The sequence below is a fragment of the Streptomyces humicola genome (assembly GCF_024436035.1).
Lineage (GTDB): Bacteria > Actinomycetota > Actinomycetes > Streptomycetales > Streptomycetaceae > Streptantibioticus_B > Streptantibioticus_B humicola.
In genome coordinates, this window is the sequence record NZ_JANFNG010000005.1 from 181,528 (window position 1) to 208,333 (window position 26,806).

Annotated in this window: 21 protein-coding genes, 2 pseudogenes and 1 riboswitch; of the genes and pseudogenes, 18 read left to right on the top strand and 5 right to left on the bottom strand. The window is 67.5% G+C overall.

Features of this window, described 5'->3' with window-relative positions:
- Positions 1–259 precede the first annotated feature (259 nt).
- Together NGB36_RS09885 and NGB36_RS09890 are read right to left on the bottom strand one after the other, a co-directional pair.
- The gene (locus NGB36_RS09885; protein WP_255919794.1) at positions 260–1,351 is read right to left on the bottom strand and encodes a LacI family DNA-binding transcriptional regulator; all 1,092 of its coding nucleotides are present in this window, start codon (positions 1,349–1,351) and stop codon (positions 260–262) included.
- 196 nt (positions 1,352–1,547) lie between these two features.
- Positions 1,548–2,657, bottom strand: a complete 1,110-nt coding sequence (locus NGB36_RS09890; RefSeq protein ID WP_255919795.1) for a Gfo/Idh/MocA family protein — start codon at positions 2,655–2,657, stop codon at positions 1,548–1,550.
- 301 nt (positions 2,658–2,958) lie between these two features.
- Between NGB36_RS09890 and NGB36_RS09895 the strand changes: the two genes are divergently transcribed.
- The 4 genes from NGB36_RS09895 (at position 2,959) to NGB36_RS09910 (ending at position 7,765) form a co-directional block, all read left to right on the top strand.
- Entirely contained in the window at positions 2,959–4,479 is a 1,521-nt protein-coding gene (locus NGB36_RS09895; protein ID WP_255919796.1) for an aldehyde dehydrogenase family protein, read from the top strand.
- A gap of 330 nt (positions 4,480–4,809) precedes the next feature.
- Positions 4,810–6,423, top strand: coding sequence for a GMC family oxidoreductase (locus NGB36_RS09900; RefSeq protein WP_255919797.1), 1,614 nt, complete (start codon positions 4,810–4,812; stop codon positions 6,421–6,423).
- Between the two features lie 30 nt (positions 6,424–6,453).
- The gene (locus NGB36_RS09905; protein WP_255919798.1) at positions 6,454–6,945 is read left to right on the top strand and encodes a heme-degrading domain-containing protein; all 492 of its coding nucleotides are present in this window, start codon (positions 6,454–6,456) and stop codon (positions 6,943–6,945) included.
- Positions 6,946–6,970: 25 nt separating this feature from the next.
- A complete protein-coding gene (locus tag NGB36_RS09910; RefSeq protein WP_255919799.1) occupies positions 6,971–7,765 on the top strand; it encodes an SDR family NAD(P)-dependent oxidoreductase in 795 nt (264 codons plus the stop codon).
- On the opposite strand, the gene NGB36_RS33745 is transcribed toward NGB36_RS09910, so the two are convergent.
- Complete coding sequence (locus NGB36_RS33745) at positions 7,762–8,160, bottom strand: CBS domain-containing protein (RefSeq protein ID WP_372509409.1); 399 nt, start codon at positions 8,158–8,160, stop codon at positions 7,762–7,764. The genes NGB36_RS09910 and NGB36_RS33745 overlap by 4 nt on opposite strands.
- Before the next feature lie 588 nt (positions 8,161–8,748).
- Between NGB36_RS33745 and NGB36_RS09915 the strand changes: the two genes are divergently transcribed.
- The 11 genes from NGB36_RS09915 (at position 8,749) to mgrA (ending at position 21,151) form a co-directional block, all read left to right on the top strand.
- Complete coding sequence (locus tag NGB36_RS09915) at positions 8,749–9,786, top strand: LacI family DNA-binding transcriptional regulator (RefSeq protein WP_255919800.1); 1,038 nt, start codon at positions 8,749–8,751, stop codon at positions 9,784–9,786.
- Positions 9,787–9,862: 76 nt separating this feature from the next.
- Positions 9,863–11,149: an ABC transporter substrate-binding protein gene (locus NGB36_RS09920; protein ID WP_255919801.1), complete on the top strand. Its 1,287-nt coding sequence runs from the start codon at positions 9,863–9,865 to the stop codon at positions 11,147–11,149.
- A 15-nt stretch (positions 11,150–11,164) separates the two neighbouring features.
- Positions 11,165–12,085 carry a carbohydrate ABC transporter permease gene (locus tag NGB36_RS09925; RefSeq protein ID WP_372509401.1) on the top strand — a complete coding sequence of 307 codons (921 nt, stop codon included), beginning with the start codon at positions 11,165–11,167 and terminating at the stop codon, positions 12,083–12,085.
- The gene (locus NGB36_RS09930; protein ID WP_255919802.1) at positions 12,085–12,987 is read left to right on the top strand and encodes a carbohydrate ABC transporter permease; all 903 of its coding nucleotides are present in this window, start codon (positions 12,085–12,087) and stop codon (positions 12,985–12,987) included. Before NGB36_RS09925 ends, NGB36_RS09930 begins: the two co-directional genes overlap by 1 nt.
- A gap of 69 nt (positions 12,988–13,056) precedes the next feature.
- On the top strand, positions 13,057–14,109 hold the full coding sequence (locus tag NGB36_RS09935) for a glycoside hydrolase family 130 protein (protein ID WP_255919875.1): 1,053 nt from the start codon (positions 13,057–13,059) through the stop codon (positions 14,107–14,109).
- Complete coding sequence (locus tag NGB36_RS09940) at positions 14,106–14,246, top strand: hypothetical protein (protein WP_255919803.1); 141 nt, start codon at positions 14,106–14,108, stop codon at positions 14,244–14,246. Before NGB36_RS09935 ends, NGB36_RS09940 begins: the two co-directional genes overlap by 4 nt.
- A gap of 60 nt (positions 14,247–14,306) precedes the next feature.
- Complete coding sequence (locus NGB36_RS09945; RefSeq protein ID WP_255919876.1) at positions 14,307–15,341, top strand: glycoside hydrolase family 130 protein; 1,035 nt, start codon at positions 14,307–14,309, stop codon at positions 15,339–15,341.
- The gene (locus NGB36_RS09950) at positions 15,338–16,549 is read left to right on the top strand and encodes a Gfo/Idh/MocA family protein (protein ID WP_255919804.1); all 1,212 of its coding nucleotides are present in this window, start codon (positions 15,338–15,340) and stop codon (positions 16,547–16,549) included. Before NGB36_RS09945 ends, NGB36_RS09950 begins: the two co-directional genes overlap by 4 nt.
- 222 nt (positions 16,550–16,771) lie before the next feature.
- Positions 16,772–18,808, top strand: coding sequence for a hypothetical protein (locus NGB36_RS09955; protein ID WP_255919805.1), 2,037 nt, complete (start codon positions 16,772–16,774; stop codon positions 18,806–18,808).
- A 118-nt stretch (positions 18,809–18,926) separates the two neighbouring features.
- Positions 18,927–19,982 (top strand): glycoside hydrolase family 130 protein, encoded by a 1,056-nt coding sequence (locus NGB36_RS09960; RefSeq protein ID WP_255919806.1) that lies wholly within the window; start codon positions 18,927–18,929, stop codon positions 19,980–19,982.
- A 161-nt stretch (positions 19,983–20,143) separates the two neighbouring features.
- The gene (mgrA, locus tag NGB36_RS09965; protein ID WP_255919807.1) at positions 20,144–21,151 is read left to right on the top strand and encodes an L-glyceraldehyde 3-phosphate reductase; all 1,008 of its coding nucleotides are present in this window, start codon (positions 20,144–20,146) and stop codon (positions 21,149–21,151) included.
- Positions 21,152–21,444: 293 nt separating this feature from the next.
- Here mgrA and NGB36_RS09970 read toward each other — a convergent pair.
- Positions 21,445–21,735: pseudogene (locus NGB36_RS09970) on the bottom strand (SDR family oxidoreductase); the annotation flags it as partial.
- A gap of 119 nt (positions 21,736–21,854) precedes the next feature.
- Between NGB36_RS09970 and NGB36_RS34040 the strand changes: the two are divergent.
- The 3 genes and pseudogenes from NGB36_RS34040 to NGB36_RS09985 form a co-directional block, all read left to right on the top strand.
- A pseudogene (locus NGB36_RS34040) lies at positions 21,855–22,173 on the top strand (integrase); the annotation flags it as partial.
- Positions 22,174–22,562: 389 nt separating this feature from the next.
- Positions 22,563–23,765 (top strand): IS110 family RNA-guided transposase, encoded by a 1,203-nt coding sequence (locus tag NGB36_RS09980; RefSeq protein WP_255919808.1) that lies wholly within the window; start codon positions 22,563–22,565, stop codon positions 23,763–23,765.
- Positions 23,766–23,868: 103 nt separating this feature from the next.
- Positions 23,869–24,012: riboswitch (SAM riboswitch) on the top strand.
- 254 nt (positions 24,013–24,266) lie between these two features.
- On the top strand, positions 24,267–25,184 hold the full coding sequence (locus NGB36_RS09985) for a glutathione S-transferase C-terminal domain-containing protein (protein ID WP_255919809.1): 918 nt from the start codon (positions 24,267–24,269) through the stop codon (positions 25,182–25,184).
- 43 nt (positions 25,185–25,227) lie between these two features.
- Here NGB36_RS09985 and NGB36_RS09990 read toward each other — a convergent pair whose 3' ends face one another.
- Positions 25,228–25,998: a SpdA protein gene (locus tag NGB36_RS09990; protein WP_255919810.1), complete on the bottom strand. Its 771-nt coding sequence runs from the start codon at positions 25,996–25,998 to the stop codon at positions 25,228–25,230.
- Positions 25,999–26,806: the final 808 nt, after the last annotated feature.

Here is a 26,806-nt window from a genome sequence, read left to right on the forward strand (position 1 = left end):
CGCGCAGGACAACGAGCCCCGAGGTGTCCGCCAGTCGCGTGGGCGGGCAGCGGCACTGTGCGCCATTGCCCGCTGGGAAGCAGGGCGGTCCTCCCGCCTCGGAGAGGGCTACGTCTCAGGTGGTGCGCTGCGATGAGGCGGCGCGCGGGCGCTTTTGGGCGTCGGCTGTGGTGCCCTGACCTGCGCCGGACGAGCTACCGATGGTCCGGCGCGGTTCTTGCTGCATGCCGCGGCGTCAGGTGACGTCAGCCGGCTGCGGCTAACCGGCTGCCACGCCAGTCTGACCGGTGAGGTCGGGTTGCGGGGAGGCCACGTGACCGCAGACGGAGGGCGCCGCCGTGGAGTGGCGTATCACGACCTCAGCCTTGAGCAGCGGCGTGTCATCGGGCTCCTTGCCATCGATCATCTGGTGGATGACCTGCCACGCCCGCTGTCCCAGTGCGAGTTGGGGGCTAACCGCCGTCGTCAGCGGTGGTGAGGCGTAGCCAGAGAACGGGATGTCGTCAAATCCGGTCAGCGACACGTCGTCCGGTACGCGCAGCCCGAGCTCCTGCAGCCGCGCCAAGGCCCCGAAGGCCACGAGATCGTTGAAGCAGACCAGTGCCGTGGGCTTCAGCTCCAGGGCACGGTCGACGGCGGCATGCCCCGCGCCTATCGTCGACCCGGCGGTCACCGACGTCAGCTGCAGACCGAACGCCGGTGACTGATCGGCCGCTCGCTGCCGTTCGGTGTTCTGCCAGGAGTGCTCGGGACCGGCCAGATAGACCACCCGTCGATGGCCGAGCATCGCAAGGTGGCCGCAGATCTCCAACATCGCGGAGTGGTTGTCGACGGCCACCGTCGGCAGCCCGACTCCCACCACTACGCGGTTGACCATCAGGACAGGGGCCGCATCCTGCGCGAGCACGCGCAGCGAGGCGACCGGCATCCTGGGAGACAGCAGCACCAGTCCGTCTGCTTGCCGCAACAGGCTCCGTGACAACGGCAGTTCCTGGTCAGGATCTTCGTTGGAGTCGGCGATGAGCATCTGGTAGCCCTGAGCGGCGGCCGCCGTGTTCATCGCCTTGATCACGTCGTAGAAGTACGGGTTGGCGAGGTTCGGAACGACGACCCCGATGGTCTCGCTCACCCCCGAGGCAAGTCGCTGAGCTGCGGGGTTCGGGCGGTATCCGAGTTCGTCAGCGACTTGGCGTACGCGCGCTGCCAGATCGGCTCGGACGCTTGAGTTCCCGGTCATGACACGCGAGACCGTCGCGGTGGAGACGCCTGCCGCCTTCGCAACTGCCTGGATGGTGACCGGCCTGCCCTGGTGCGCGTCTGCGCCCCGGATCGGTCCACCGTTCTTAGCCATCCTGCTGGCACCCCTTAGCAGCTAGATCGATCGCTGTCGACACCGTACCCACACGTCCGGCGCCGCGAGCAACGGATACGCACGGCCCGGGCCGCACCGCGGCGAGCACGGAACGGCCGGCGCGGATCAGCTCGCCGACACCCGCCCGCCCGCGGCGTACGGCGCACCGCCACCTGCGGCCGGGTGATCCCGGGTCTCATCGGACATCTCCTGTGTCCTCAGGCACGTCGCACCAGGTGCCACGGCGCCCGCTGTTCCGGATCGCGTCGCAGAAGAGAGCGGCCCGGGCCGCGTAGCAGAAGGTCCAGGGGAACGGCGTATCGCCGGCGACATGCTCGAGGAACTGACGCCACTGACTGAGGAACTCGTCTTCCTGCGGGGGCATGGGAACCGGCTGCTGCCGAGGCACCGGAGTCGCACCGGGCGCCGGCAGCGTGGCGGTGGACAGCGTGCAGGCGTCCGGCGTCGCCATGGCGGTGGCCCGGGTGCCGTGCAGCGTCAGCGTGAAGGGGGTAGGCGGACGCTGTATCCAGGAGGTCGAGATCACGCCGGTGACTCCGCCGTGCAACCGCACCAGCACGTGGCCGAGGTCCTCGACGTCGACGTCGTAGGGCCGGCCGCTCTCGTCGTGGCGGCGGGGCACATGCGTGGCCAGGAGCGCGCTGACGGCGAGCGGTGTCCCCACCATCGCCAGCAAGTAGTACCAGTGGCTGAACAGATCGGCGATGAAGTCGCCGCCATCCGCGCGCCGGTAGTTCCACGACGGACGCTGCGGACGTCCCGCGGCGTCGGCGGACACCCAGTAACCGAAATCGCCGCGGACATCCAGGATCCTCCCGAGCGCACCGGCTGCCAATACGGAGCGCAGCGCCCGGAAGCCCGGCGTGAAGAGCTTGTCCTGAACCATCCCTGTGCGGATCTGCGCCTGCTCCGCGTCACGGGCCAGCTCCAGGGCCGCGGCTCCGTCAAGGGCCAGCGGCTTCTCGCAGTAGAGGTGTTTGCGAGCCTTGATCGCGGCCGTCACCGCGCCGCTGCGCAGCCCGCTGCGCTGAGCGTCGAAATAGACGTCGACCTCCGGATCGCCCAGGACGGCGTCGAGGTCGGTGGACCAACGCCGGACGCCGTGCTCGCGCGCGAGCTGCGAGACGGCCGCGGCACGTCTGCCCACGAGAACGAGGTCCAGCTCGCGGCGCCGCCCAGCTGAGCGGATCCCGCTACGCTGAAGCGGCAGCAGCGCGCCGTGAAGATGCCGGGTGCGGCCCATGCGTCCCGTCACCCCATTGACCGCCACGACGAGTGGACGCACCACCGACTCCCTTCCACACCCGAGCCACTCCTGAGATCTGTAAGCGATTTCTTGATCTGCCGGACGAAGTCGCCAACCTCTTGCCGAACCGGGCCAACCACGCTTAGGTTGGCACGCACGCCAGATCAACGTCAAGAGTAAGCCTTTACCTGAACCGGATGGTTGGCTGGCCAGGCCGCCGCACGCCGGAGCCAAATCTCGCGACGCACTGAGTCACACGCCGGAGCCTTGCCTCGCGGCGCGCTGAGGCAGGAGCACCGAACTGAATCGCACTGACAGGCATGACAGGCAGGAGTCTTTGATGAGGGTTACCGCATCGTCTCTCCATCCCACTACCTCCGGCCCCGGTGGTCCGCGCGTGTACGGGCACTACATCGACGGTGCCTTCACCGACCCTTCCCTTGATCGTGTTCAGCGCCGCGCGCCAGGCACGGGCCTCGTCGTCGCGGAATACTCCCGGGGCACCGCCCAGGACACCGAGCGCGCCATCACCTGCGCGAGGCGCGCGTTCGACCACGGACCGTGGCCACAGTGGTCCGGCATCGAGCGCGCCCGAGTGTTGCTCGCTCTCGCCGACCTCGTTCGGCAGAACAAGGAACGGCTGGCCAGGCTGGAGGCGGAGGAGGTCGGCAAGCCGCTGCGCCTGGCCGTAGGCGACGTCGACGGAAGCGTGGGGCTGATCGAATACGCCGCGTCGCTGGCCATGTCGATGCATGGCGATGTCCACACCAACCTCGGCAGCGACTTCACCGCCTTCGTCGCGCGCGAGCCGGCCGGGGTGATCGGCATGATCACCCCGTGGAACTTTCCGCTGCTGCTGCTGGCGCAGAAGCTTCCATTCGCGCTCGGAGCGGGCTGCACCGCGGTCGTGAAGCCCTCCGAGCTCACCGCCAGCAGCACCCTCGAGATCGCCCGGCTGGCCCAGGAGGCGGGCGTCCCGGACGGCGTGATCAACGTCGTCACCGGCAGAGGCAGCGTGGTCGGGCAGCACATCGCCGAATCCGTACAGGTCGACGTGGTGTCCTTCACCGGCAGCACCGAGGTGGGCCGGCGCATCGTCACGGCCTCGCAGTCCAACCTCAAGCGGCTCTCGCTTGAGCTGGGCGGCAAGGCGGCGAACATCGTGCTCCCGGACGCCGACCTTGAGGACGCCCTGGACGGCGTGATGTTCGGCGTGTACTTCAACAACGGCGAATGCTGCGTATCGGGGGCCCGACTGCTGATCGCGGAGCAGGTGGCCGACGAGTTCCTCGACGAGCTGATCGCCAGGACAGCCCGGCTCCGCGTCGGCCAGCCCCTCGAGGAGAACACCGACATCGGAGCGCTGATCCACGAGGACCACCTCGCCACAGTCCTGGAGTACATCGAGTCGGCGGACGCGGACGGCGCGGCCGTCCGCACGGGTGGGTCACGGCTGACCAGCGAGCCGTTCGCCGCCGGAACGTTTCTGGCGCCGACGGTCCTGGACCAGGTGGCACCTACGGCACGCGTGTTCCGAGAGGAGATCTTCGGACCGGTCCTCTCCGTGACGCGGTTCCGCGACCTGGACGAGGCGATCGCGCTCGCAAACTCCGTCGACTACGGGCTCGCCAACTCGGTGTGGACGAAGGACATCGACAAGGCGCTCACCGCCTCGCGGGCTCTGCGCAGCGGCACGGTCTGGGTGAACACCACCATCGACGGCGCCCCGCAGCTGCCGGGCGGAGGGGTGAAGATGAGCGGCTACGGCCGCGAGATGGGACAGGTCGGCTTCGACGAATTCACCGAGGTCAAGACAGTGCAGATCCGGACCGGCAGGCGAACTCCGTTCTTCGGGGCATGACCGCAGCGTCGCCGGGCGTCGCGCAGCACGACGGCGCGTGAGCAAGTGCTTCCTGAGTCGGAAGCCACCCTTGCCTGCGGGTTGAGGCGCTGCTACGGTCGTGAAAACGCTTTCTGGATCTACTGGGCACGAACCCGCTCAGGTCGCCCCGTGTCGGTCGCACGTGGTCGTGACCGCGGCTGGAAGAAGCCCCGAAGGCGATGGCCGCGCCCGCCTCCGTGCCGCGCCGCCCGCCGGACAGCCAAGCCCCAACTACCGAATTCGAGTCACACCGGTTCGGCACCCGTATGCCGAACGAGTGAATACGTCGAACAATCGAGGAAGTGTTCCATGGCACAGCAGGGTGACACGTTCGATTATGTCATCGCAGGCGGGGGGACGGCGGGATGTGTCCTGGCCAGCCGCCTCAGCGCGGATCCCTCCGTGCGGGTTCTGCTCCTTGAAGCGGGGCGCTCCGACTGGCATCCCTTCATTCACGTGCCAGCCGGATTCGCCAAGCTCACGGCCGGGCCCTATCAGTGGGGGTTCGTCAGTCTGCCTCAAGAGCACTGCGGAGGGCGGGAGATCCCTCTGGCGCAGGGCAAGGTCCTCGGCGGTGGTGGTTCGATCAACGCGCAGGTCTTCACCCGGGGCGTCGCCCAGGACTACGACGAGTGGGCCGGTGCATACGACTGCGAAGGGTGGACCGCCAAGGAGATACAGAAGTACTTCGTGCGGTCCGAAGGCAACGAGCGGCTGTCCGGACCGCTGCACGGCTCCACTGGCCCCCTCGCGGTCTCCGACCTGGTCAACCCGCACCCGCTGTCCAAGGCCTTCGTCCGCGCCGGCCAGGAGTTCGGGCTGCCCTACAACAGCGACTTCAACGGCGAGCGGCAGCACGGCATCGGGTTCTACCAGACCACCACCAGGAACTCGCGCCGCTGCAGCGCCGCGGTCGGCTACCTCCGCCCCGCTCGCCACCGGAAGAACCTCACGATCAAGACGGGGCCGCTGGTCAGGCGAGTGATCCTGGACAAGGACCGCGCCGTCGGGGTGGAAGTCATCGAGGCAGGCACGGTGCGCCAGTACACCGCCCAGCGGGAGGTGATCGTGGCATCGGGCGCTTTCGGCTCGCCGAAGATCCTGCAGCTGTCCGGCATCGGCGATCCCGCCGACCTCAAGCAGGCGGGGATCGCGACCGTGCACGCGCTGCCCGGCGTGGGCAAGAACCTGCAGGACCACTGCGACCTGGACATCGTCTACGAGCTGACCTCGTACCAGAGCATGGACCGCTACCAGCGGCCGCTGCCCGCCACCGCGGCCGCCGCCCTGCAGTACGCCGCCTTCCGCCGCGGACCGCTGGCGTCGACCGTCGTGGAGGCCGGCGGCTTCGGCTGCGGCAACGCAGAGGACTCCAGCCCGGACCTGCAGTTCCATTTCCTCCCGGCCGCCGGCGTGGAGGCGGGCATCGCAGCCGTGCGCCCCGGCTACGGGTGCACCCTCAACTCCTACTTCCTGCGGCCGCGCAGCCGCGGCACGGTACGGGTGGCCAGCGCTGACCCGCTTCAGGCGCCGCTCATCGACCCCAACTACCTCGCCGACGACTACGACCTGGAGATGGCAATCGAGGGCGTACGGCAGAGCCGCCAGATCATGGAGCAGCCGTCGATGGCACCCCACATCAAGGCCGAGCATCTTGCTGGTGGCCAGGCAGTGGAGACCAAGGACGACTACATCGCCTTCGTGCGCCGGCATGGGCGGACCGCTTACCACCCAGTGGGCACCTGTGCCATGGGGACCTCGGACCAGGCGGTGGTCTCCCCGCGCCTGCAGGTGCACGGACTGCGCGGCCTGCGGGTGGTGGACGCCTCGATCATGCCGCGCATCGTCAGCTCCAACACCCAGGCGCCGACCGTGATGATCGCAGAGAAGGCCGCGGACCTGATCCTCGAGGACGCCCGCTGAACACGCCCCGTCGGCACAGGAGGAGACCGCATGCCTGCAGACCCACGTGAACAGCTCCTCGCCGAGCTCAAGGCCCAGGAAGATCAGCTGTGGTTCGACGCCTTCGACAACGAGACGGCCTGGGAGCTCGGCGTCAGGCTCGTCGAAGCCGCCCGTCAACGCAACCACGCCCTCACCATCGATGTCCGGCGCGGTTCGCAGCAGCTCTTCCACGCCGCGCTTCCCGGGACATCAACCGACAACGACCTCTGGGTCGAGCGCAAGTCCCTTGCAGCCGCGCGATTTGACTGCTCGTCGTACCGCCTCGCCGTGGAGGCGGAAGCTGGTGGCTACGCGTTCTCATCGAAATTCGGCGCCGACCCCGCCCGGTACGCCGCCGCCGGAGGATCATTCCCTGTCCGCGTTCGCAGAGTCGGCCTGGTCGGCACGGTGACGGTGTCCGGCCTGCCCGACGCGGAGGACCACGCCTTCATCATCGACGTCCTTCGCGACTTCTTGCAGCGCAGTGCGGCAACACGCTGATCAAGGTCCAACCAAGGAGATCCCTGTGCACATCGACTTCACCGGCCGTACTGTCCTGGTCACCGGCTCCACGATGGGCATTGGCCTGGCCACCGCGACGGCGTTCGCCCGCACCGGCGCCCGCACGGTTCTCAACGGCCGCGACGAAGAGCGCCTGAAGGCCGCCGCCGACAGTGTCCGCGCCGCCGCACCCGATGCCGAGGTGCTCGCCGTAGCCGCCGACGTGGCCACCGCCGAGGGCGCCGACGTCGTGTTCGAGGCGGTGCCGGAGGTTGACGTCCTCGTCAACAACGCCGGCATCTTCGCCTCTGCCCCGGTCCTGGAGATCGAGGACGCCGAATGGCGGCGGTTCTTCGAGGTCAATGTCCTCAGCGGGGTGCGGCTGGCCCGCCTCTACATGCCCGGCATGATGGCCCGCCGTCACGGCCGCGTGGTCTTCGTCAGCAGCGAGACCGCCATCGACACCCCACTGGACATGGTCCACTACGGCACCACCAAGACCGCCCAGCTCTCCGTAGCACTCGGCCTGGCCAAGGCCGCGGCCGGCACCGGCGTGACAGTCAACTCCGTCCTGCCCGGCCCCACCCACACCGAGGGGAGCGAGAAGTACATCGCCGCCCTGATTCCCGAGGCGGAGTCCTTCGACGCCGCGCAGCGCGAGTTCATCGCCCGCTTCCGCCCCACCTCGCTGCTCCGGCGAATGATCGAGCCGGAAGAGGTCGCCAACCTCATTCTCTACACCAGCTCCGACCTGGCCTCCGCCACCACCGGTGCAGCCCTGAAGGTCGAAGGCGGCACCGTCACCTCACTCGTCCCCTAACCAGCCCGCCTGGCTGTGGTGGGCCCGAGCCCCAAGCCCCCGCTCACCGCCCGGGCCCGGGCGTGAGGTGATCGGTGATGTCGACCACGTCGTCCATCGCCCGAACCCTGGCCATGAGCCCAGGACTTCGGTCGGGACTCAGCCAGCCGGTGAGGGTCTCCCCGACCGTTCACCACCTCAGCCCTGACCTGCTCCCGGCCGAACCCGAAGTCCTCCTTCAGAACCCGAGTCTCGATCTCGCGACGGATCGCGGCGTCGTCGCGTACCAGGGCGCGCAGCAGGTCGGTCCGGCGCACGATCCCCACCAACCGACCGTGGCGGTCGATCACCGGCATCCGCTTCAGGCATGCACGCGCGGCCTTGACCGCCGCGTCGGAGACGAGGGTGGCGGGAATGCACGCGGATGGCCGGAGAGCTCATCAACTCCCGTGCCGTCCCCCCTGTGCTCCACTTACCGTGCGCCCGCAGGGAGCCGAGCCGGTGGACCGCACGATGACGGTTCCGCGCACCGGCCGCCCTGGCCAGCAGCTCGGTCTCCGAGACGATCCCGATCACCTCGTCGTCGCCGGTGCCCACTGGGACAGCACTGAGCGGCTCCTGTGTGAAGGCCCGCGCCATGTCGAGGAACGCCGCGCCCGCGGGAAAGGCCGTGGGCGGCCGGAGCGTGATGCCCCGGGCCGGCTTCGCCGCCCAGTCCCGCGGCCGGCTGCGCGGCGTCACGGGCGCCGACCTGAACCGCCCCATGGAAGCGGTACGGGAACTGCGGCGGGCCATTGAGGAACTGAGATTCGTGGCACTACGCATCGTGCCGTGGCTGTGTGTCAAGCCCCGGGTTTCGCGGAGCTGGTGTTGACGCGCGACGGGATGACATGCCGCACCGCTGTTGTCACCAACCTGTTACCTGCGTCAGGTCTTGACCCCTTGCGTTAACGCGGGTGTAATGCCTGAACCGCTTTATTAAACCGGTTGAGGAGGCGGGAGTCGTGGCCCAGGGTCGTGTCACCATCGTGGATGTCGCCTCCCGTGCCGGGGTGTCCAAGAGTGCCGTCTCCTTTGCACTCAACGGGCGCCCCGGTCTCGCGGAGGAGACGCGGCAGCGGATCCTTGATGTCGCTCGCGAGATGGGGTGGTCGCCCAGCCAGCGAGGGCGTTCCCTGGCGGTGTCGCGAGCCTTCGCCGTTGGCTTGATCCTCGCTCGGGCGCCTGAGTTGATCGGTTCTGATCCGTTTTATCCGTCATTCATTGCTGGTGCTGAGGCGGTGCTTTCGAAGTCAGGGTATTCGTTGCTCCTGCAGGTTCTCGACGATCCCGCACGGGAGGCTGATGCCTACCACCGGCTTGCCACCGAGGGTCGCGTGGACGGCGTCTTCCTCTCCGACATGCGACACGGCGACCCGCGTATCGCGATGCTGACGGAGCTCGGCCTGCCGGCCGTCACTTTGAACCGGTCGAACATCTCCTCGCCGTTTCCCGCCGTGTGCCTGGACGACAACGCGCCCGGCATCACCGTGGCGACGAGACACCTGATTGAGCTGGGTCATAGACGCATCGCGCACGTCACCGGGCCTGTGGAGTTCATGCACGCGGTGCGTCGCCGCGACGCCTGGGGCGCCGCGCTGGCAGACGCGGGGGTGCCGGAGGGGCCGGTAGTGGTCTCCGACTTCACGGCCTCAGGCGGGGCCGCTGCGACCAGGGAGCTGCTCAGTCTCGAGGAGCCGCCGACCGCCATCGTCTACGCCAACGACCTGATGGCCATGGCCGGCATGGTCGTCGCCCAGGACCTCGGCTTCCCGGTGCCCCAGCGGCTCTCCGTGACCGGATTCGACGACACCGAGCTCGCCGCTTACGTGTCTCCCGCCCTGACCACCGTGCGCACCAGCCCGTTTGCCTGGGGGCAACACGCCGCGCAGACCTTGCTCCAGTTCATCGACGCAGGATCGGCTCCCGATGTCGAGCTGGACTCCCCCGAGTTGGTTATCCGCACATCGACGGCGCGTCCCCTCGAGCCGCCCCTGACATGACCGCCGGCGTCGAGCCGGTCACGCCTCGACGCATTCAACAACCAGTCACAACAGATCCATCGAAGTAGGAGCCGCAATGAAACGTGTCTACTCGTCTGCCATTGCCGTCGGCCTGAGTCTTACGGCCCTCGCCGGATGTGGCTCCTCCGGATCGACGAGCAGTGCGACGAACGCCCATGGGCCCATCAAGATCTGGTACTCGAACAACCCGCAGGAGATCGCCTGGGGCGAGCAGATGGTCGCTGCGTGGAACAAGGCGCATCCCACGGAGAAGGTCAGTGCCGAACAGGTCCCCACTGGCAAGTCGTCGGAGGAGGTCATCGGTGCAGCGATCACGGCGGGCACCGAGCCATGTCTGATCTTCAACACCTCTCCTGCGTCCGTTCCGCAGTTCCAGCAGCAAGGCGGACTGGTGCCGCTGAACAAGTTCCCCGGTGCCGTCAGCTACATCCAGTCGCGCTCCGGCGCCACGGCAGAGCAATACAAGTCGTCCGACGGCAACTACTACCAGCTGCCGTGGAAGTCGAATCCGGTGATGATCTTCTACAACAAGAAGATCTTCCAGAAGGCCGGCATCAACCCGGACAACCCGCCGCTGAACACCTACGCGCAGTTCCTCGCGACGGCGAAGAAGGTCGTGGCCTCCGGCGCTGCCAAGTACGCCATCTACCCTGCACCCACCAGCGAGTTCTACCAGCCGTGGTTCGACTTCTACCCGTTGTTCGCGGCGGAGAGCGGCGGCAAGGAACTCATGGAAAACGGCAAGTCCCAGTTCAACTCGCCCGCAGGTCAGCAGGCTACCGACTTCTGGCGCACGCTGTACGCGAACAACCTGGCCGGTAAGGACGCCTACAACGGCGACTCCTTCGCCGACGGCACCGCTGCGATGGCCATCGTCGGCCCCTGGGCGATTTCGACCTACGACAACAAGGTCGACTGGGGCGAGGTACCGGTCCCCACCTCGCAGGGCATACCGGCCGCCCAGACTCACACCTACAGCGACGCCAAGAACGTGGCGATGTACTCCTCGTGCAAAAACCAGGGCACCGCCTGGGACGTGCTGAAGTTCGCCACCAGCCAGGAGCAGGACGGGCAGCTGCTCAACATGACCGGGCAGATGCCCATGCGAACGAATCTGCAGCAGACCTACGCAAACTACTTCGCGAAGAACCCGGCCTACAACGACTTCGCCTCCGCCGCCTCCCGCACCATCGGGGTCCCGCAGCTGAGCGAGTCGATCTCGATCTGGCAGGACTTCCGCAACGGCTGGGAGAAGTCGGTGATCAGCGGCCAGAACAGCACCCAGCAGTTCCTCTCCCAGACAGCGGCACAGGCCGACAAGCTCGCAGCCCAGCCGCAGTGATCTGAGGAAAGCATCGTGAATCAGGTCACTGTCCCCAAGCCGCCTGGACGCGCACGCCGGTTGGCGGCCCTGGTGGGCCGCCAACCGGTCGGCATGGTGTTCTCCGCGCCGTACGCTGTCTTCCTTGCGGTCGTGTTCGCCTATCCTCTCGGGCTGGCGGTGTGGATCTCCTTCCACCGGTACTTCTTCGCGGCCCCCGGCGCGACCGTCAACCGGCCCTTCGTCGGTCTGTCGAACTACACCGAGGTCCTCAGCGACCCAGCCGTGCGACAGGCCTTCGGCAACATCGTCGTCTTTCTTCTCGTCAATGTGCCGCTGACGGTGCTGCTGTCTTTGGTTCTCGCCACTGCGCTCAACGCGGCGATCCCGTTCCGCAGGTTCTTCCGCATCAGCTACTACGTGCCCTACGTCACGGCGAGCGTCGCCGTGGTCGGGGTGTGGCTGTTCCTGTTCAACTCCACCGGACTGGTCGACCATGTGCTCGGCCCCCTGGCACCGAAGCCGTCCTGGCTGGTCAACTCTCACCTGGCAATGCCGTCCATCGCTGTGTTCGTGACCTGGAAACAGCTCGGCTTCTACATCCTGCTCTACCTGGCGGCGCTGCAGAACGTCCCCAAGGAGTTGTACGAGTCGGCCGCTGTCGACGGCGCCTCGCGGTGGCGTTCGTTCTGGTCGGTCACCGTACCGGGGGTGCGGCCCGCGACGACACTTGTCGTGCTGCTCTCGCTGGTCACCGGGGCGAACCTGTTCACTGAGCCGTACCTGCTCACCGGCGGTGGCGGGCCGGCGGGAGCCTCCACCTCCCCGGTGCTGCTGATGTACCAGCAGGGCATTGAGCAGAACCATCCGGACATCGCCTCGGCACTCGGCGTCCTGCTGATCATCGGGGTGCTCATCATCGCTCTGATCAACCGCCGTTTCCTGGAGCGTGACTGATGGCGCACGTCGAGACCCGCGCAGCGGCCCGGCAGCCGCAATCCCAGACGCAACGATCCGTACTGCGCCTGCCTCGTCGCAGGCCGAGCTGGCGACTGCTTGTCCTGCTCGCGGGCGCGCTGGTGTTCCTCTTCCCCTTCTACTACATGGTCGTCGGCTCGCTGCAGACCCGCGATAACACCGGCCTGTCCGGCGTGCTGCCCAACCCGGGCAACCTGACGCTGGCGAACTACCAGCACATCGACCAGGCCATCGACCTGGGCCGCTCCCTGGTGAACTCCGGCATCTTTACCGGCGGCGTCATCTTCGGCACCATCGTGTTCGGCTCGCTGGCCGGTTACGCTCTGGCCCAGCTGCACTTCCGGGGCAAGGGTCTGCTGTTCAACACGATGCTGCTGGTGCAGATCGTGCCGTTCCAGTTGCTGACGATCCCGTTGTACGTACTGATCGTGCGCGACTACGGGCTTGCCGACTCCTACCTCGGGATGATCCTGCCGTTCGCGATCAACTCGACCGCGGTGTTCGTGTTCCGGCAGTACTTTCTGCAAATCCCTCGGGAGCTGTTCGAAGCCGCCAGGATCGACGGCGCCAACGAATTGCAGATTGTCGTTCGTGTGGCGCTGCCGCTGATCCGGCCCGCTCTGCTCACCGCAGGTCTGCTGACCTTCATCGGTCCCTGGAACGAATTCCTCTGGCCGTTCCTGGTCACCAAGCAGCAGAGTATGGAACCGCTCGCGGTTTCCCTGTCCAACTACATCACCACGGTCTCCGCGCAGGCCGCGAACCCATCCGGCGCGATCCTGGCCGGCGCCTGTGTGCTCGCCGCTCCGGCCGTCGGATTGTTCCTGCTGTTCCAGCGTCACTTCGTCTCCACCAACCTCGGCTCCGGCGTGAAGGGCTAGATCTTGACCACCGTTTCTTCCTCCGTTTCGTCCGCCATCCCGTTTACGCTGACCAGGCTCGGCGTGGTGATGTCACCACTCACCGGTGAGCCGAACGAGGCCGAGGGCGTCCTCAACCCGGCCAGCGGCCGCACCCCGGATGGACGGCTGCACCTGCTGCCGCGCCTGGTGGCCGAGGGCAATGTCTCCCGTGTCGGCCTCGCCGAAGTGACCATCGAGAACGGCGTTCCCACGGGCGTTGAGCGCCGTGGCGTCGTGCTCGCCCCCGATGCAGGCTGGGAGCGCGGCAAGAACAACGCCGGAGTCGAGGACCCGCGCACCACGTGGATCCCGGCCCTGGGGCAGTACGTGATGTCGTATGTCGCCTACGGGCCGCTGGGCCCCAAGCCTGCCCTCGCCGTGTCGAAGAACCTCACCGACTGGCATCGCCTGGGCCCCATCCAGTTCACCTATCAGCACGACCTCGACACGGATCTGAATCTCTTTCCCAACAAGGACGTGGTGCACTTTCCCGAACCGGTGCCCGGCCCTGACGGGACGCCGTGCTATGCCATGCTGCACCGCCCGATGTGGGACCTGGGTTGGTTCCGGCCCGGCGAAGGCATCCACTTGCCGGCAGGGCTGGAGGACGAGCGCCCCGGCATCTGGATCTCCTACGTTCCCGTCGCCGAGGCCGAGCGGGACATCACGGCCCTGACGCGGCCGCGTGACCACAAGCTGGTGGCACTCAGCGCCTACGAGTGGGAGGCGTTGAAGATCGGAGCCGGCCCGGCACCGATCCGCGTCGAGGAAGGCTGGCTCCTCATCCACCACGGCGTTTCCGGCTCCATCGAGGACCCGTTCCAGCAGAATCAGCGCGTCAGCTACGCCGCTGGTGCGATGATCCTGGATGCGGCCGACCCGTCCCGCGTCCTGGCTCGCACGGCCAAGCCGCTGATGGCCCCGGAGACCGAGGAGGAGCGTTCCGGCACGGTGCCGAACGTCGTTTTCCCCACCGCGATCGAGGAGATCGACGGCGTGCGGTACGTCTTCTATGGCATGGCCGACGCCCACATCGGCGTCGCCCGCCTCGACCGGGATGGAGAGACTGGTCGCGGCGTTGTCCAGGGGCAGTCGGCATGACGCGGATTTCCTCGGATCCGGCAGTGCCCGGTGTGATCCTGGCCGGTGCCTGCGTGCCCGCCGCGCCGGCCGTCGTCCTGTTCCCGCTGTTCCAGCGATTCGCCTTCACCAACCTCGGCTCCGGCGTGAGGGGTTAGATCTTGACCACCATCGTTTCCTCCATCGTCCCTTACCGCCTCACCCGGCTCGGCGTGGTGATGGCACCCCTGGCCGGCGAGCCGTTCGAGGCCGAGGGTGTCCTCAACCCGGCCAGCGGCCGTACACCGGATGGGCGGCTGCACCTGCTGCCACGTCTGGTGGCCAAGGGCAATGTCTCCCGTGTCGGCCTCGCCGAAGTCGTCTTCGAGGACGGCGTGCCCCGGGGCGTCGAGCGCCGGGGAGTCGTCCTGGAACCCGATGCGGGCTGGGAGCGCGGCAAGAACGGCGCTGGGGTTGAGGACCCGCGCGTCACGTGGATCGCGAGCCTGGGCCAGTACGTGATGTCGTACGTGGCCCACGGCCCGCTGGGCCCCAAGCCTGCCCTCGCAGTGTCGAAGAACCTCACCGACTGGCATCGCCTGGGCCCCATCCAGTTCACCTACCGGCACGACCTCGACACGGATTTGAACCTCTTCCCCAACAAGGACGTGGTGCACTTCCCCGAGCCGGTTCCCGGCCCTGACGGGACGCCGTGCTATGCCATGCTGCACCGTCCGATGTGGGACCTGGACTGGTTGCGCCCGGGCGAGGGCGTCCACCTGCCGGCTGGTGTGGACGACGAGCGGCCCGGCATCTGGATCTCCTACGTTCCGGTCGCGGAGGCCGAGCGGGACATCACCGCGCTGACGCGGCCGCGTGACCACAAGCTGGTGGCGCTCAGCGCCTACGAGTGGGAGGCGCTGAAGATCGGCGCCGGCCCGGCACCGATCCGCGTTGATGAAGGGTGGCTGCTCATCCACCACGGGGTTTCCGGCTCCATCGAGGATCCGTTCCAGCAAAACCAGCGCGTCAGGTACCGCGTGGGAGCGATGATCCTCGATGCGGCGGACCCGTCCCGCGTGATCGCCCGGTCAGCCGAGTCGCTGATGGCCCCGGAGACCGAGGAGGAGCGCTCGGGCACGGTGCCGAACGTCGTCTTCCCCACCGCGATCGAGGAGATCGACGGCGTGCGCTACGTCTTCTACGGCATGGCCGACGCCCACATCGGCGTCGCCCGACTCGACCACAACGAGGTACGAGGGCAGCAGGTATGACGGATGGATTTGAGCCGACGCCAATCGGCCTGGGGCTGGTCGGCTGCGGCGCGTTCGGCGCGTACGTACTTGACGCCGTCGCCGACCTACCCGGCATACGGATCGCCGCCGTCGCCGATCCCGACGCGACACGCCGAGACAGGCTCGCCCTCGCACACGGCGCCGCCGCGTGCGACGGAATCGAGGCGCTGTTGGCGAGGAACGATGTCGACGCGGTGGCCATCACCACCCCGCCCGCAACCCACGCGGCGATGGCCATCTCAGCGCTACGCGCGGGTAAGCACGTCTTCTGCGAGAAGCCCCTCGCTGTCACGGCAGCCCAGGCAGCCGAGGTACGAGCGGTGGCCGACGGTTCACCGGGGGTCCTCGTCGTCGACCATGTACTGCGCTACAACCCCATCCTGCGCATGCTGGAAAGACTGCGCGACGAAGGTCTGCTCGATGCCCCGCGCCGCTTCGCGTTCGAAAACGACGCATCGGACGAGGATCTCGGCCCAGACCACTGGTTTTGGGACCCTGCCCACAGCGGCGGCATCTTCCTTGAGCACGGAGTCCACTTCTTCGACGCCGCGCGGGCGCTGATGGGCAGCGAGCCGCAATCGGTCCAGGCCACAGCCGTGCGCCGGACTCCTGACGGGCCGGTGGACATCGTTGTCGCCACTGCGGTGCACCCCGGCGGGACGGTCGCCACCCACACCCACTCCTTCGCCCACGCGCACCGCTGCGAACGGCAGTTGATGCGCATCGACTACGGATTCGCAGAGGCCCGGGTGACCGGCTGGATCCCGACCTACGCGACCGTGACCGCATGGACCGATGACGCGGGAGCCGACCGCTGGCAGCAGCTGCCCTCCCGCGCCGCCGAACTGCTGCACGTACCAGGACTCAACCCCCACGGCGAAGAACGCATCTGCGTCACGGTCCACCGGGACGCCGGCACACCGCAGCCGTGTCGCGGGCGCGGTGTGGAGCGCATCGCCCCGCACCTGGTGGAGGCCGTCCTTGACCTCGGCGGGGAAGCGAGCAAGCAGCACGTCTACGCAGGCAGCGTACGCGCCGCCTTCACGGACCTGTTGCTCTGCGCCCGCGACGGCAACACGCCGGTGGCCGACGCCTACGCCGGGCTGACTGCTGTGGCCGTCGCAGAGGCCGCAACCGAGGCGGTGGAAAGAGGGGCCGCGTTGCCCGTGGTCGTGCCGTCCGCATAGGCCCACCCACTCACCTGCAGTCGGTTCCTCCTCGCCCCATGGCCGGGCGGTCCCGGTACCGCCCGGCCACCAGGCACTGCGGCGCGATACGTACGACGCACCGATCCCTGTCTGCAGCTCCAGTGAGCACACGTACAGCAAGGCACCAACCGGGCGTGGACCGCGCGGTCACCGCCTGGCCACGACCGTTCACATCGCAATCCACTCCACCAGGAGGTTGCCTTGAAACGCCCCAATCTCGCGCTGGCCGCAGGCGTCGCCGTGGCCGGTCTTCTGGCCCCGCTGAGCGTCGCCACTGCGGCGACTCCGTCGCCTGCTGCAAGCGCATCGCGCCAGGCCCCGCTGACCAACCTCGACCACCTTGACTTCCTGACCACACAGGTGGCGCCACCGTCCCAACCGGGCCACACCACCTACCAACTCGCCGGCCACCCCGACATCGGCGTGCTGTGGGTCTACGCCAACCACCAATCGAACGGCGGCTACCAGCGCACCGGCGGTGGCACCTACGATGCCTCCACCGACACCTACGGCCAAGGAGCCTACGACGCCGACGACATCGCCAGAGCGGCGGTCGTCTACCTACGCCACTGGCAACAGTGGCAGGACACGCACAGCCGTGACGAGGCCGAGGCGCTCCTGCGCGGACTGACCTACCTGCAGACATCCACTGGCCCCAACGCGGGCAACATCGTGTTGTGGATGCAGCCCGACGGTCGCCTCAACCCCACCCCCACGCCCCCGGACAGCCCCAACCCCTCCGACACAGGACCGTCCTACTGGCTGGCTCGCACCATATGGGCGCTAGGCGAGGGATATAGCGACTTCCGGAAGAGCGATCCCGGCTTCGCGAACTTCCTAGCTGGGCGACTGAACCTGGCCGTCGACGCACTCAACCGACAGGACCTCACCCACTACGGCAAGTACCAGACCGTCAACGGCGTCCGGCTGCCCGCGTGGCTGATCTCCGACGGTGCCGATGCCTCCTCAGAAGCCGTACTCGGGCTGACGGCTTACGTGGCCGCAGGCGGTAGCTCACCAGCCCGTACGGCACTTGTGCAATTGGCCGACGGCATCGCGGCAATGGGCGCCGGCAACGCCCGGACCTGGCCCTACGGCGCACTGCTGCCCTGGAGTCTGTCACCCTCGCAATGGCATGCCTGGGGCGATGAGATGGCTACCGCGCTCGCGCAGGCCTCCGGTGTCCTGCGCGATCCGGCATTGTTGCGGCCCGCGGTGGCCGATGCGGCGGTGTTCGCCCCCCACCTCCTCACCGCAACCGGACCCGACAACGGCTGGAGCCCCACCCCGGTCGACGGCTCCCAAATCGCCTACGGTGCAGACTCGGTCGTGCGCTCGCTGCTCGCTGTAGCCAACGCCACCCACAGCTCGGGGCTGCGCCAACTCGCGGGGGTTGCGGCCGGCTGGTTCTTCGGACAGAACCCGGCCGGAGTCCCGATGTACGACCCGGCCACCGGCGTGACCTTCGACGGCGTGGCATCCAACGCCACGGTGAATCAGAACTCGGGAGCCGAATCCACCATCCACGGCCTGCTCACCATGGAGGCCCTGGACGCAGCACCCGACGTAGCCAACACAGCCCGCTCCGCCGCGCACATCGCACGGCGAGAAGGGCAGCAGACCATCGAGGCGAACCAGGCGACACTCTCAGGTGGAGCACGGGCGGTCGAACCCCCCTCGCCCTGGACGGGCGAGGCCCAGTGGAGCAGCACCACGTACGTGAGCTCTCCGGCCGGAAGCCGGCTCACCTGGCAGGTCCCCGCCTCTGACCAACCCAGGATGGTGCAGCCCGTCGCGTATCTGGTCGACGGCGGCGCGGCACAGACGGTATTCACCTCCAGCAACACCCGCCTCGGCACCCTCCACTACGGGTCGGGTGGCGCCCAAGGTGCCTCGGCCGCGCCCGGTGCGCTCCTGCCCGTCACCTTGCCGGCACCGTTGCCCGCCAGTGCCAGGTCCATCACCGGCATGACAGCGGGCGGAACGGGGCTGCTCGACTCACTGCTTCTGACGCCGCTGGTCTCGCAACTGATAACCACCGGGGACGGCCACACCGTCGCCCTGCTGAGCAGCGTGGCTACCACGCGCCGCACGTGCGACATCGCCGTTCCGGGAACAGGTCAAGCCGTCGCTGTCAGCTATGACCAGTACGGCATCGCCCGCGAGAGGAGCGTGACCTCCTTCGGCCGGGCAAACGCCACGATCCTTCCTGGCGGCTTCACTCTCGTCACGCGCTGACAGCGAAGACACCAGCCAGGTCTATACGACCGTGCGGTCCACAGCCCCGCCGCGCCACGGACCGCACGGCGCAACCTTCGCCGACCGACACCCGGCGTCTCACAGGATCGAGAAGATCGTGATACCCCTTACCCGCGGTGAGCTCGCCGCCGACTATCACAAAGCAGTCACCCTCAACAAACGTCACCACCCCCAGGACTACTTCTCGGCCACCTACGAACAGACCCCCGACTGGAGCATCGGACCGTTCCGACGAGACGCCTCGCTGACGTTCACTCCCGGCAGGCCATGGCCCGATCCGACCAACATCGGGTGGACGGCTTCGGCAATCTTCAACCCATCGTTGATCGAACACAACGGCCGGCTCGTGGTGTTCTACCGGGCGACGCCGAGCATGGAATCCACCGCGAGCCGGATCGGGATGGCTGTGCACGATCCAGTCACAGGCTGGACCGACAGCCCGGACAACCCCCTCATCTACCCCACCCAGAACAACGAACTGTACGGCTGTGAAGACCCGAAGATCTATCGTGCGGACGGACGGTATTTCCTCTTCTACAACGCTGTCTTTCCTATAGATCCCGACGACGCCAGCCGCTTCCCCTCCCCCAACTATCAGATCGAGGACGTCGGGTGCGATATCAACGTGGCGATTTCCGATGACTTGGTCAGCTGGACAAAACTCGGGCCGATCGTCCCGCACGACGTGTCCAGGTTGTGGTGCAAGGGTGCGGTCATCCCTCGCGACCCGAACGGCAACGCTGTCCGCATCGGTGGCGAATTCCTCATGTATGTGTCCGAGGGATGCAACGGAATCCAACACGTCGGCCGATCAGACGACCTGATCCACTGGAGATTCGAAGAACACTCCTACCTGGACCTCAGCCAGCTCGAGGGAACCCTGTACGAGGTGGCATGCGCTGCGGCGGCCTTCGACGACCAAGAGCACATCGTCCTCGACCTCTTCTACAACGCAAGCGCGGAAAAAAGAGCCGCAGCCCAGGCCCTCTACCACCAAGACAGCCCGTACACGCAAATCGCCCTGAACAAAGGCGGGACTCTGTCTTGGGGCGGTCTACTCCAACACCGCGGAACATGGCTCTTCGCCCAGGGGTGGGATGCACCCAACGGAACTCGAGAACTCTCCTTCTATCGCAGCGCACCGTGTCGTTAGAGGAGAGCGCCAACTCGCCAAGAGCAGGGCGTGGTTCACCCTGAGCAACCGGGCATCCCCAGAAGGAGTTGGGCTGAAGTCGTGCCCGATTGAGTACACCACCCTCCGGCTCTCCCGCCGCGGACAGAAACCAAAACCGGCACGGAAGGCAGACAACCCTGATGAAACTCCGCACCCCCTACCAGCCCGGTGACGACCGCTATGAGTCGATGGAATACCGCCGGGCGGGACGCAGCGGCCTGAAGCTCCCGGCCCTTTCGCTGGGATTGTGGCACAACTTCGGCGACGACCGACCGTTGGAGACGCAGCGCGCCATCCTGCGCCGCGCCTTCGACCTGGGCATCACCCACTTCGACCTCGCCAACAATTACGGCCCGCCCTACGGGGCCGCGGAGGCCAACTTCGGGGTCCTGCTGGACCAGGATTTCCGCCCTTACCGGGACGAGCTGGTGATCTCCACCAAGGCCGGCTACGACATGTGGCCCGGCCCGTACGGCGAGTGGGGATCACGCAAATACCTGCTGGCCAGCCTGGATCAGTCGCTGCGCCGGATGGGCCTGGAGTACGTGGACATCTTCTACTCACACCGCTTCGACCCCCACACCCCCCTGGAGGAGACGATGGGGGCACTCGCCACCATCGTCCAGCAGGGCAAGGCGCTATATGTGGGCCTCTCCTCCTACACCGCCGAGCAGACACGGCAGGCGGCCAAGTTGCTACGCCAAATGGGAGTGCCAGCGCTGATTCACCAGCCGTCGTACTCGATGTTGAACCGGTGGATCGAGGACGACGGCCTGCTCGACGTCCTCGAGGCCGAGGGCATGGGGTGCATCGCGTTCTCCCCACTCGCGCAGGGGCTACTCACCGACCGCTACCTGGGCGGTATCCCGGGCGGCTCCCGGGCAGCACGGGGTACCTCACTCGACCCCAAGCAGCTCACCGACGAGATGCTGACCCGGCTGCGCGGCCTGGATGCGATAGCGCGTCGCCGAGGCCAGACGCTCGCCCAGTTGGCACTCGTCTGGGTGCTGCGCGATCCGCGGATGACCGCCGCGCTGATCGGCGCCTCCAGCGTCGCCCAGCTGGAGGCGAACGTCGCGGCCATCGGTGGTCTGCCGCTCAGCGAGGACGAGCTGATCGAGATCGACGTCTTCGTCACGCCGCGGTGAGCCGGCAGCTCACGGCGCCCTTACCCATCCGCCCTCATGTCCTCGCCCCGCCCTCCGCCTCGCCCCCCAATTAGCGATGGGCGGCAGTAACACGGCGATCGAGTCTGAGTTGTGTATGAGCGTGTCGCCGCGCACCGGGTCGTCGTCGCTGTGATCTTCTGCGTACCAATCCGAGCAGTCAGGACCGGTTACAGACAGTTTCCAATCTTGCGGGTCCATGGCACGACATGCAACCGGAATTGATCGTTCGCATGCGGCCTCGTGCAGTGCAACGGCTCTGGGTCACCAGAGGCTCAGCGGGCGGTGTGGCCGCCCTCGATGACGATGTCGGTTCCGGTGATGGCGGCGGCGTGGGGCGAGCATAGAAAGGCGACGGTCTCGGCGACCTCTTCCGGCTCGACCAGTCGCTTGACTGCCGTGCCCTCCAGCATCACGGTGGCCAGGACTTGATCCTCGCTGATGCCGTGGGCGCGGGCCTGGTCGGCGATCTGGCCCCCGACGAGCGGGGTGCGCACGTAGCCGGGGTTGACGCAGTTGGAGGTCACCCCGTGCGGCCCGCATTCCAGGGCGACGACCTTCGACAGTGCGGGTGCCGATAAATCATCCGGCCAGGTGAGAGTCTTGATCGTCGATCTTGGGTGGTATTCGCCGCCCGCCCTGCTATCTTCACCTGCGCACCGTGAGGACGGCATGATGACCGGTTGTGCTGATGCGCTTCGCCTACCTCGCCGCGACAACCACCGTCTCGCTCCTGCGCCTGTTGCCGATGAGTGACCGAGACAAGGACCTCGAGATCATTGCGCTGCGGCACCAGCTGATGGTCTTGCAACGCCAGGTCGGCAAGCCCGCGTTCACTGGTACCGACCGCCTCATCCTCGCCGGCCTGCTCCACCATCTCCCGAGAGAGAAGCTGCGCAACCTCCTGCTGCTGGTCCGCCCCGGAAACGGGCGTGCGCTGGCACCGCGATCTGCTCGTGCAGCGACACGCCGCGACCTGCGTGCCGAAGCGTCGCGGACGCCCGTGACGATTGCCAGCACCTGGGACCTACCCCAGGTACCGACGGGGGCGGAGGACCCGCCCCTCATCGCATCAATCCACGTCCGGCCGGCGAGACCGCTCCGGAGCGACACCCGCCTGCAGCTACCCCCGTTATGTTCTTCGCGGTCCTGCAAGAGGGCCGCTGGCCTCCGGGCCCGGCATGACTGTTCCCCCCTGTCGAACGCATGACCTGGGGGGTGGTGTCACCGGGCCCGAGGGGCGCCGTTGGAGACGCTGATGAGAGGTCTGACTACCGCCCCGCCGAGCGCAATGCCCGGCATCTCGCGGGCGGCAGGTCTGCATAACGTGGATGCGCGTGTACGGCGCCATCGCCCTGGCCAGCACCGCACGAGCCCTGTTCGGGAGGACGGGTTGTACGACATCGACGACGTGGGCGTCTTCCTCGGCCTGGACGTCGGCAAGAGCGCCCATCACGGGCACGGGCTCACCCCGGCCGGCAAGAAGGTCTTCGACAAGCAGCTGCCCAACAGTGAGCCGAAGTTGCGGGCCGTCTTCGACAAGCTCGCGGCGAAGTTCGGAACTGTCCTGGTGATCGTGGACCAGCCTGCCTCCATCGGCGCCCTCCCGCTCACGGTCGCCCGACACGCGGGCTGCAAGGTCGCCTACCTGCCGGGTCTGGCCATGCGGCGGATCGCCGACCTGTATCCGGACGAGGCCAAGACCGACGCGAAGGACGCCGCGGTGATCGCGGACGCAGCCCGCACCATGCCGCACACCCTGCGCTCGCTGGAGCTCACCGACGAGATCACCGCCGAGCTGACCGTTCTGGTGGGCTTCGACCAAGACCTCGCGGCCGAAGCCACCCGCACCTCCAACCGGATACGCGGCCTGCTCACCCAGTTCCACCCCAGCCTTGAGCGCGTCCTCGGGCCGCGTCTGGACCACCAGGCCATCACCTGGCTGCTGGAACGTTACAGTTCCCCGGCCGCGCTGCGAAAGGCCGGTCGTCACAGGCTCGTTGAACTGATACGGCCCAAAGCCCCGCGCATGGCACAACGGCTGATCAACGACGTCTTCGACGCGCTCGACGAACAGACCGTCGTGGTCCCGGGCACCGGCACCCTCGACATCGTGATCCCGTCCCTGGCCCGCTCGCTCGCCGCCGTTCACAAACAGCGCCGGGCCTTGGAGGCCCAGATCGAGGCCCTGCTGGAGACACACCCTCTTTCGAAGGTCCTGACCTCGATGCCGGGGGTCGCGGTCAGGACCGCCGCCACCTTGCTGGTCACCGTCGGCGACGGCACCAGCTTCCCCACCGCCGCCCACCTGGCCTCCTACGCCGGCCTCGCCCCGACGACGAAGTCGTCGGGGACCTCGATCCACGGAGAGCACGCGCCCAGAGGCGGCAACCGGCAACTCAAACGGGCGATGTTCCTCTCCGCGTTCGCCGCCCTGCACGATCCCGCCTCCCGCACCTACTACGACCGCCAGAGAGCCCGCGGGAAGACACATACGCAGGCTCTTCTCCGCCTGGCCCGCCACCACATCAGCGTGCTGTTCGCGATGCTCCGCGACGGCACCTTCTATGAAGCCAGAACCCCTCGCCTCGCTTGACGAAAGACATAGAGGCACGTTATGACCTGGCCCTCCAGGTTCCATCTCGGCCTGTGGAAGGCTCCTTGACGCCCCCGCAGGCCGCAACCACACTGATGTACACGGTCACGATCGTCAGCGCCCACCTCACGGGACACCGCATTGGTGGGTCACCGGCCCCGGCCTGCTGACAGGCAACCCTTCCGCCGCGACGGGGTGCCCCGGGTGACGACCGGGTCCCGCCGGTGCGGCGGGGCAAGCGCGGTCTCGCATCTCGCGAGCCCCGAGGATGGGACCGGTGGAGATGTCCAGGACCCTGACGAGAAGATTGCACATCGATCTGCTGCGCGTGTGCAGCGCCTACGGTCCGGCCCACTGAACCCGGTCCCCGCGCAGCCCCCGCGCATCGCCGTCATCGATCCAGGGCCGGGTGTGCCGCCACACGCCCGGCCTTTCCATCTCCTCCGTTCTGCCACGGCGCCCCGCACAGGCCGCCGGGCTCCGTCGCCGTCTTGGAGAGCCATGTCCCGGACCATCCCGAGCTGTTCGACAACGCTTCCCGGCACCCAGCCAGTCCTGACTCACCATCAGGTAACCCAAGCTGCCGCCCCGTCTCACCGCTTCCGCGGGCGCATCGGCGCCGACCTCGCCGGCGGCTTCTACCCGGCACCCCATCGCTACCACATCCATGTCTCCAGAGGGTGTCCGCTCTCGCTGCGCGTGTCGATCACCCTCGACCTGCTCGGCCTCGAGGACTCGGTCACCACCACAGTGATCACGCCCCCAGCCGCCACGCCTGGCGCCCTCGCCCCGCTACGCAGCGCCTACGAAGCAACCCGGCACCACTACACCGGCCCGCTCACGATGCCCGCGCTGTGCGACCGCTGGAGCGGACGCATCGTCAGCAACCACACACCCGACATCCTCCGCGACCTCGCCGACCATCTCAGCGGCCACGACACGGACGTCCGACACCGCCTGCGTCCCCCGGCCCTCGCCGCGCAGATCGACGACCTCGGCGAACTCCTCGACGAGCGGGTCACCGAGGCCGCGCAGCGAGCCGGAGCGGCCCCGGCCCCCCACCGGCAAGGAGAAGCGTTGGAGACGCTGCTCACGGCGCTGGCCCTGATCGAGCGCCGACTGGCATCGCAACCGTATGCGCTGGGCGGCGAGTTGACGGCCGCGGACGTCGACCTGTGGGTGACCCTCGTCCACCTGGACGCCGTCCACCGCCTCCACCTGGACGCCGACGCCGTGCACACCATCGCCGAGTACGACCGCCTGTGGGCCTACGTACGCCGTCTCCATGCCCACTCGGCCTTCCACGGCGCCTTCCACGCGGACCACATGGCCCGGTCCCATCGCAGCACCTGCCGCGGCCCGCAATCCTCCGGCGCCGCGATCCCACTTCCCGGAGTCCTCGCCAACGCGACGGCCTGACGTTCCCTGTCCTGTCCCCTACCACTGTCGGGTCGTCGGCGAGTCATTCATGGCAGCCCGAAGAGTCCGGGGTGACTGCTCTCTGAGCGGCGACTTCTCCATCTCGATCAGTAAGCCGATCACCGTTGTCCGCCCGCACCACGGCCACCAGCATCCGAGACCGCGCAGCCCCGATACGGAGTCGTTTGCGTAGCGTCTCGGCCGAGATAGGCCGTTGATACGTCCTCCAGTGCCACGCGTCTTCTCGACGGGCGCTTTCCAGCAGATCGTCTTGTGGCACCGATTCCGGGCCGGGCCGCTCCGCGTGTTCCTGAACGAGCAAGCCCGCTTCCACGACCTCCGGATCGCTTGCGCCAACCCAGGGGGATGCCGTCTCAGCCGCCGCCTGCTCAACGGAAGGTGCCGCCACGGTCCGGACGCCGCTGATGGCTTGAAGCAAACCAGGGCCGACCTCTGCCCATCCGATCAGCAGCAGCGGCCCGACCGCGTCGAACGCGGCCTTGCCCACCTGGTCGGTGATCAGCGGGTCCGCCACGTTCAACGCCAACGTCATCACGCTGGAGAAGACCAGAAGCTGACGCGCGGGGCGCAGTTGCTCGCGACTCGCTCCATGAAGCGCCAGGTACCGCGTGCCCAGCAGCAGTCCCAACACCGACAGGTCCACGGCCGGGGCCACCAAAGGCGCCACCCAGGTGGGCACCCCGAGCCGCAGCGCCAGAATCCAAACGTTCCCGAACCCGAACAGGAACGTGAGCCCGACCACCACAGCCATGATCACCGTAACCGCACGCAGAGTAATCGCCTGCTCGAACACCGCACCGGCGTCACGGACAGTGTCCGCGTCCGTCCCGGAAGGCGCCATCACAGGACCCCGTCCCGCGTCGTGGGCCGGAAAGACCCCTCCACCACGAGCCGTCCAGGAGGAAATCGCAGGTCAGGCCTGCATCCTTCTGCATGTAGTCCCGCCGGGGGCACCAACCTGTGGTCAGCCTCGCCCGGGGATCGCCGCAGGTCAGCCGCATGTTTTGCCAGTCGGCTCCTCTCCCGTCTTATGTGCCCCTGGGGACCGCCAAAAGGGCAAACCGTGCAAATCATGCTGATGCCGAGGAGAATCCGCAGGTCACGGCCACTGATCCTTGGAACGGCATGTGGACCGGAAGCCACCGGTTCGAGTCCTACGTGGGGCACACAGAACATGGCTGGTCTCCCGTCAGTAGCCAAGGGGATCCAGCGGCCGTCAGTCGGCACCGAAGATCTCTCAGCAGCAGCACGTGGAGCGGGCGGGCGGGATGACATCGCTCGGGCGCCGCGTACCTCCAGCAGGGGTTGCTCGGCGGCCATGAAGTCGAGTTCGTCCAGCGCAACGCAGAAGTCGGCACCGAAGGAAGACCGGATCCGGTCAAGCTTGGGCGCGGTGGGCGGGAGCGGCTGGGCTCGCGCGGGATTCCCGGGGAGGTCACGGGGTGCGGAGAACTGCCGGATCTTGCCGGTCCGATGGAGTACGTCCCGGGTCGGTAAGAAACGGAACGTCACGGAGCCTACGCCGAGGTGGGTGTCCGGGTTTCGCCGAGGCCGTGTGGCCGGCTGGTAGCTTGACGGCGACGCACCAGTAGCAACGCCGA

Bases quoted from the DNA above. Each gene is read 5' to 3' on its own strand.
- mgrA (WP_255919807.1), top strand. From the start codon at position 20,144: ATGAAACTCCGCACCCCCTACCAGCCCGGTGACGACCGCTATGAGTCG.
- NGB36_RS09920 (WP_255919801.1), top strand. From the start codon at position 9,863: ATGAAACGTGTCTACTCGTCTGCCATTGCCGTCGGCCTGAGTCTTACG.
- NGB36_RS09900 (WP_255919797.1), top strand. From the start codon at position 4,810: ATGGCACAGCAGGGTGACACGTTCGATTATGTCATCGCAGGCGGGGGG.
- NGB36_RS09895 (WP_255919796.1), top strand. From the start codon at position 2,959: ATGAGGGTTACCGCATCGTCTCTCCATCCCACTACCTCCGGCCCCGGT.
- NGB36_RS09905 (WP_255919798.1), top strand. From the start codon at position 6,454: ATGCCTGCAGACCCACGTGAACAGCTCCTCGCCGAGCTCAAGGCCCAG.
- NGB36_RS09950 (WP_255919804.1), top strand. From the start codon at position 15,338: ATGACGGATGGATTTGAGCCGACGCCAATCGGCCTGGGGCTGGTCGGC.
- NGB36_RS09885 (WP_255919794.1), bottom strand. From the start codon at position 1,351: ATGGCTAAGAACGGTGGACCGATCCGGGGCGCAGACGCGCACCAGGGC.
- NGB36_RS09985 (WP_255919809.1), top strand. From the start codon at position 24,267: ATGTCCCGGACCATCCCGAGCTGTTCGACAACGCTTCCCGGCACCCAG.
- NGB36_RS09935 (WP_255919875.1), top strand. From the start codon at position 13,057: ATGTCACCACTCACCGGTGAGCCGAACGAGGCCGAGGGCGTCCTCAAC.
- NGB36_RS09940 (WP_255919803.1), top strand. From the start codon at position 14,106: ATGACGCGGATTTCCTCGGATCCGGCAGTGCCCGGTGTGATCCTGGCC.
- NGB36_RS09930 (WP_255919802.1), top strand. From the start codon at position 12,085: ATGGCGCACGTCGAGACCCGCGCAGCGGCCCGGCAGCCGCAATCCCAG.
- NGB36_RS09945 (WP_255919876.1), top strand. From the start codon at position 14,307: ATGGCACCCCTGGCCGGCGAGCCGTTCGAGGCCGAGGGTGTCCTCAAC.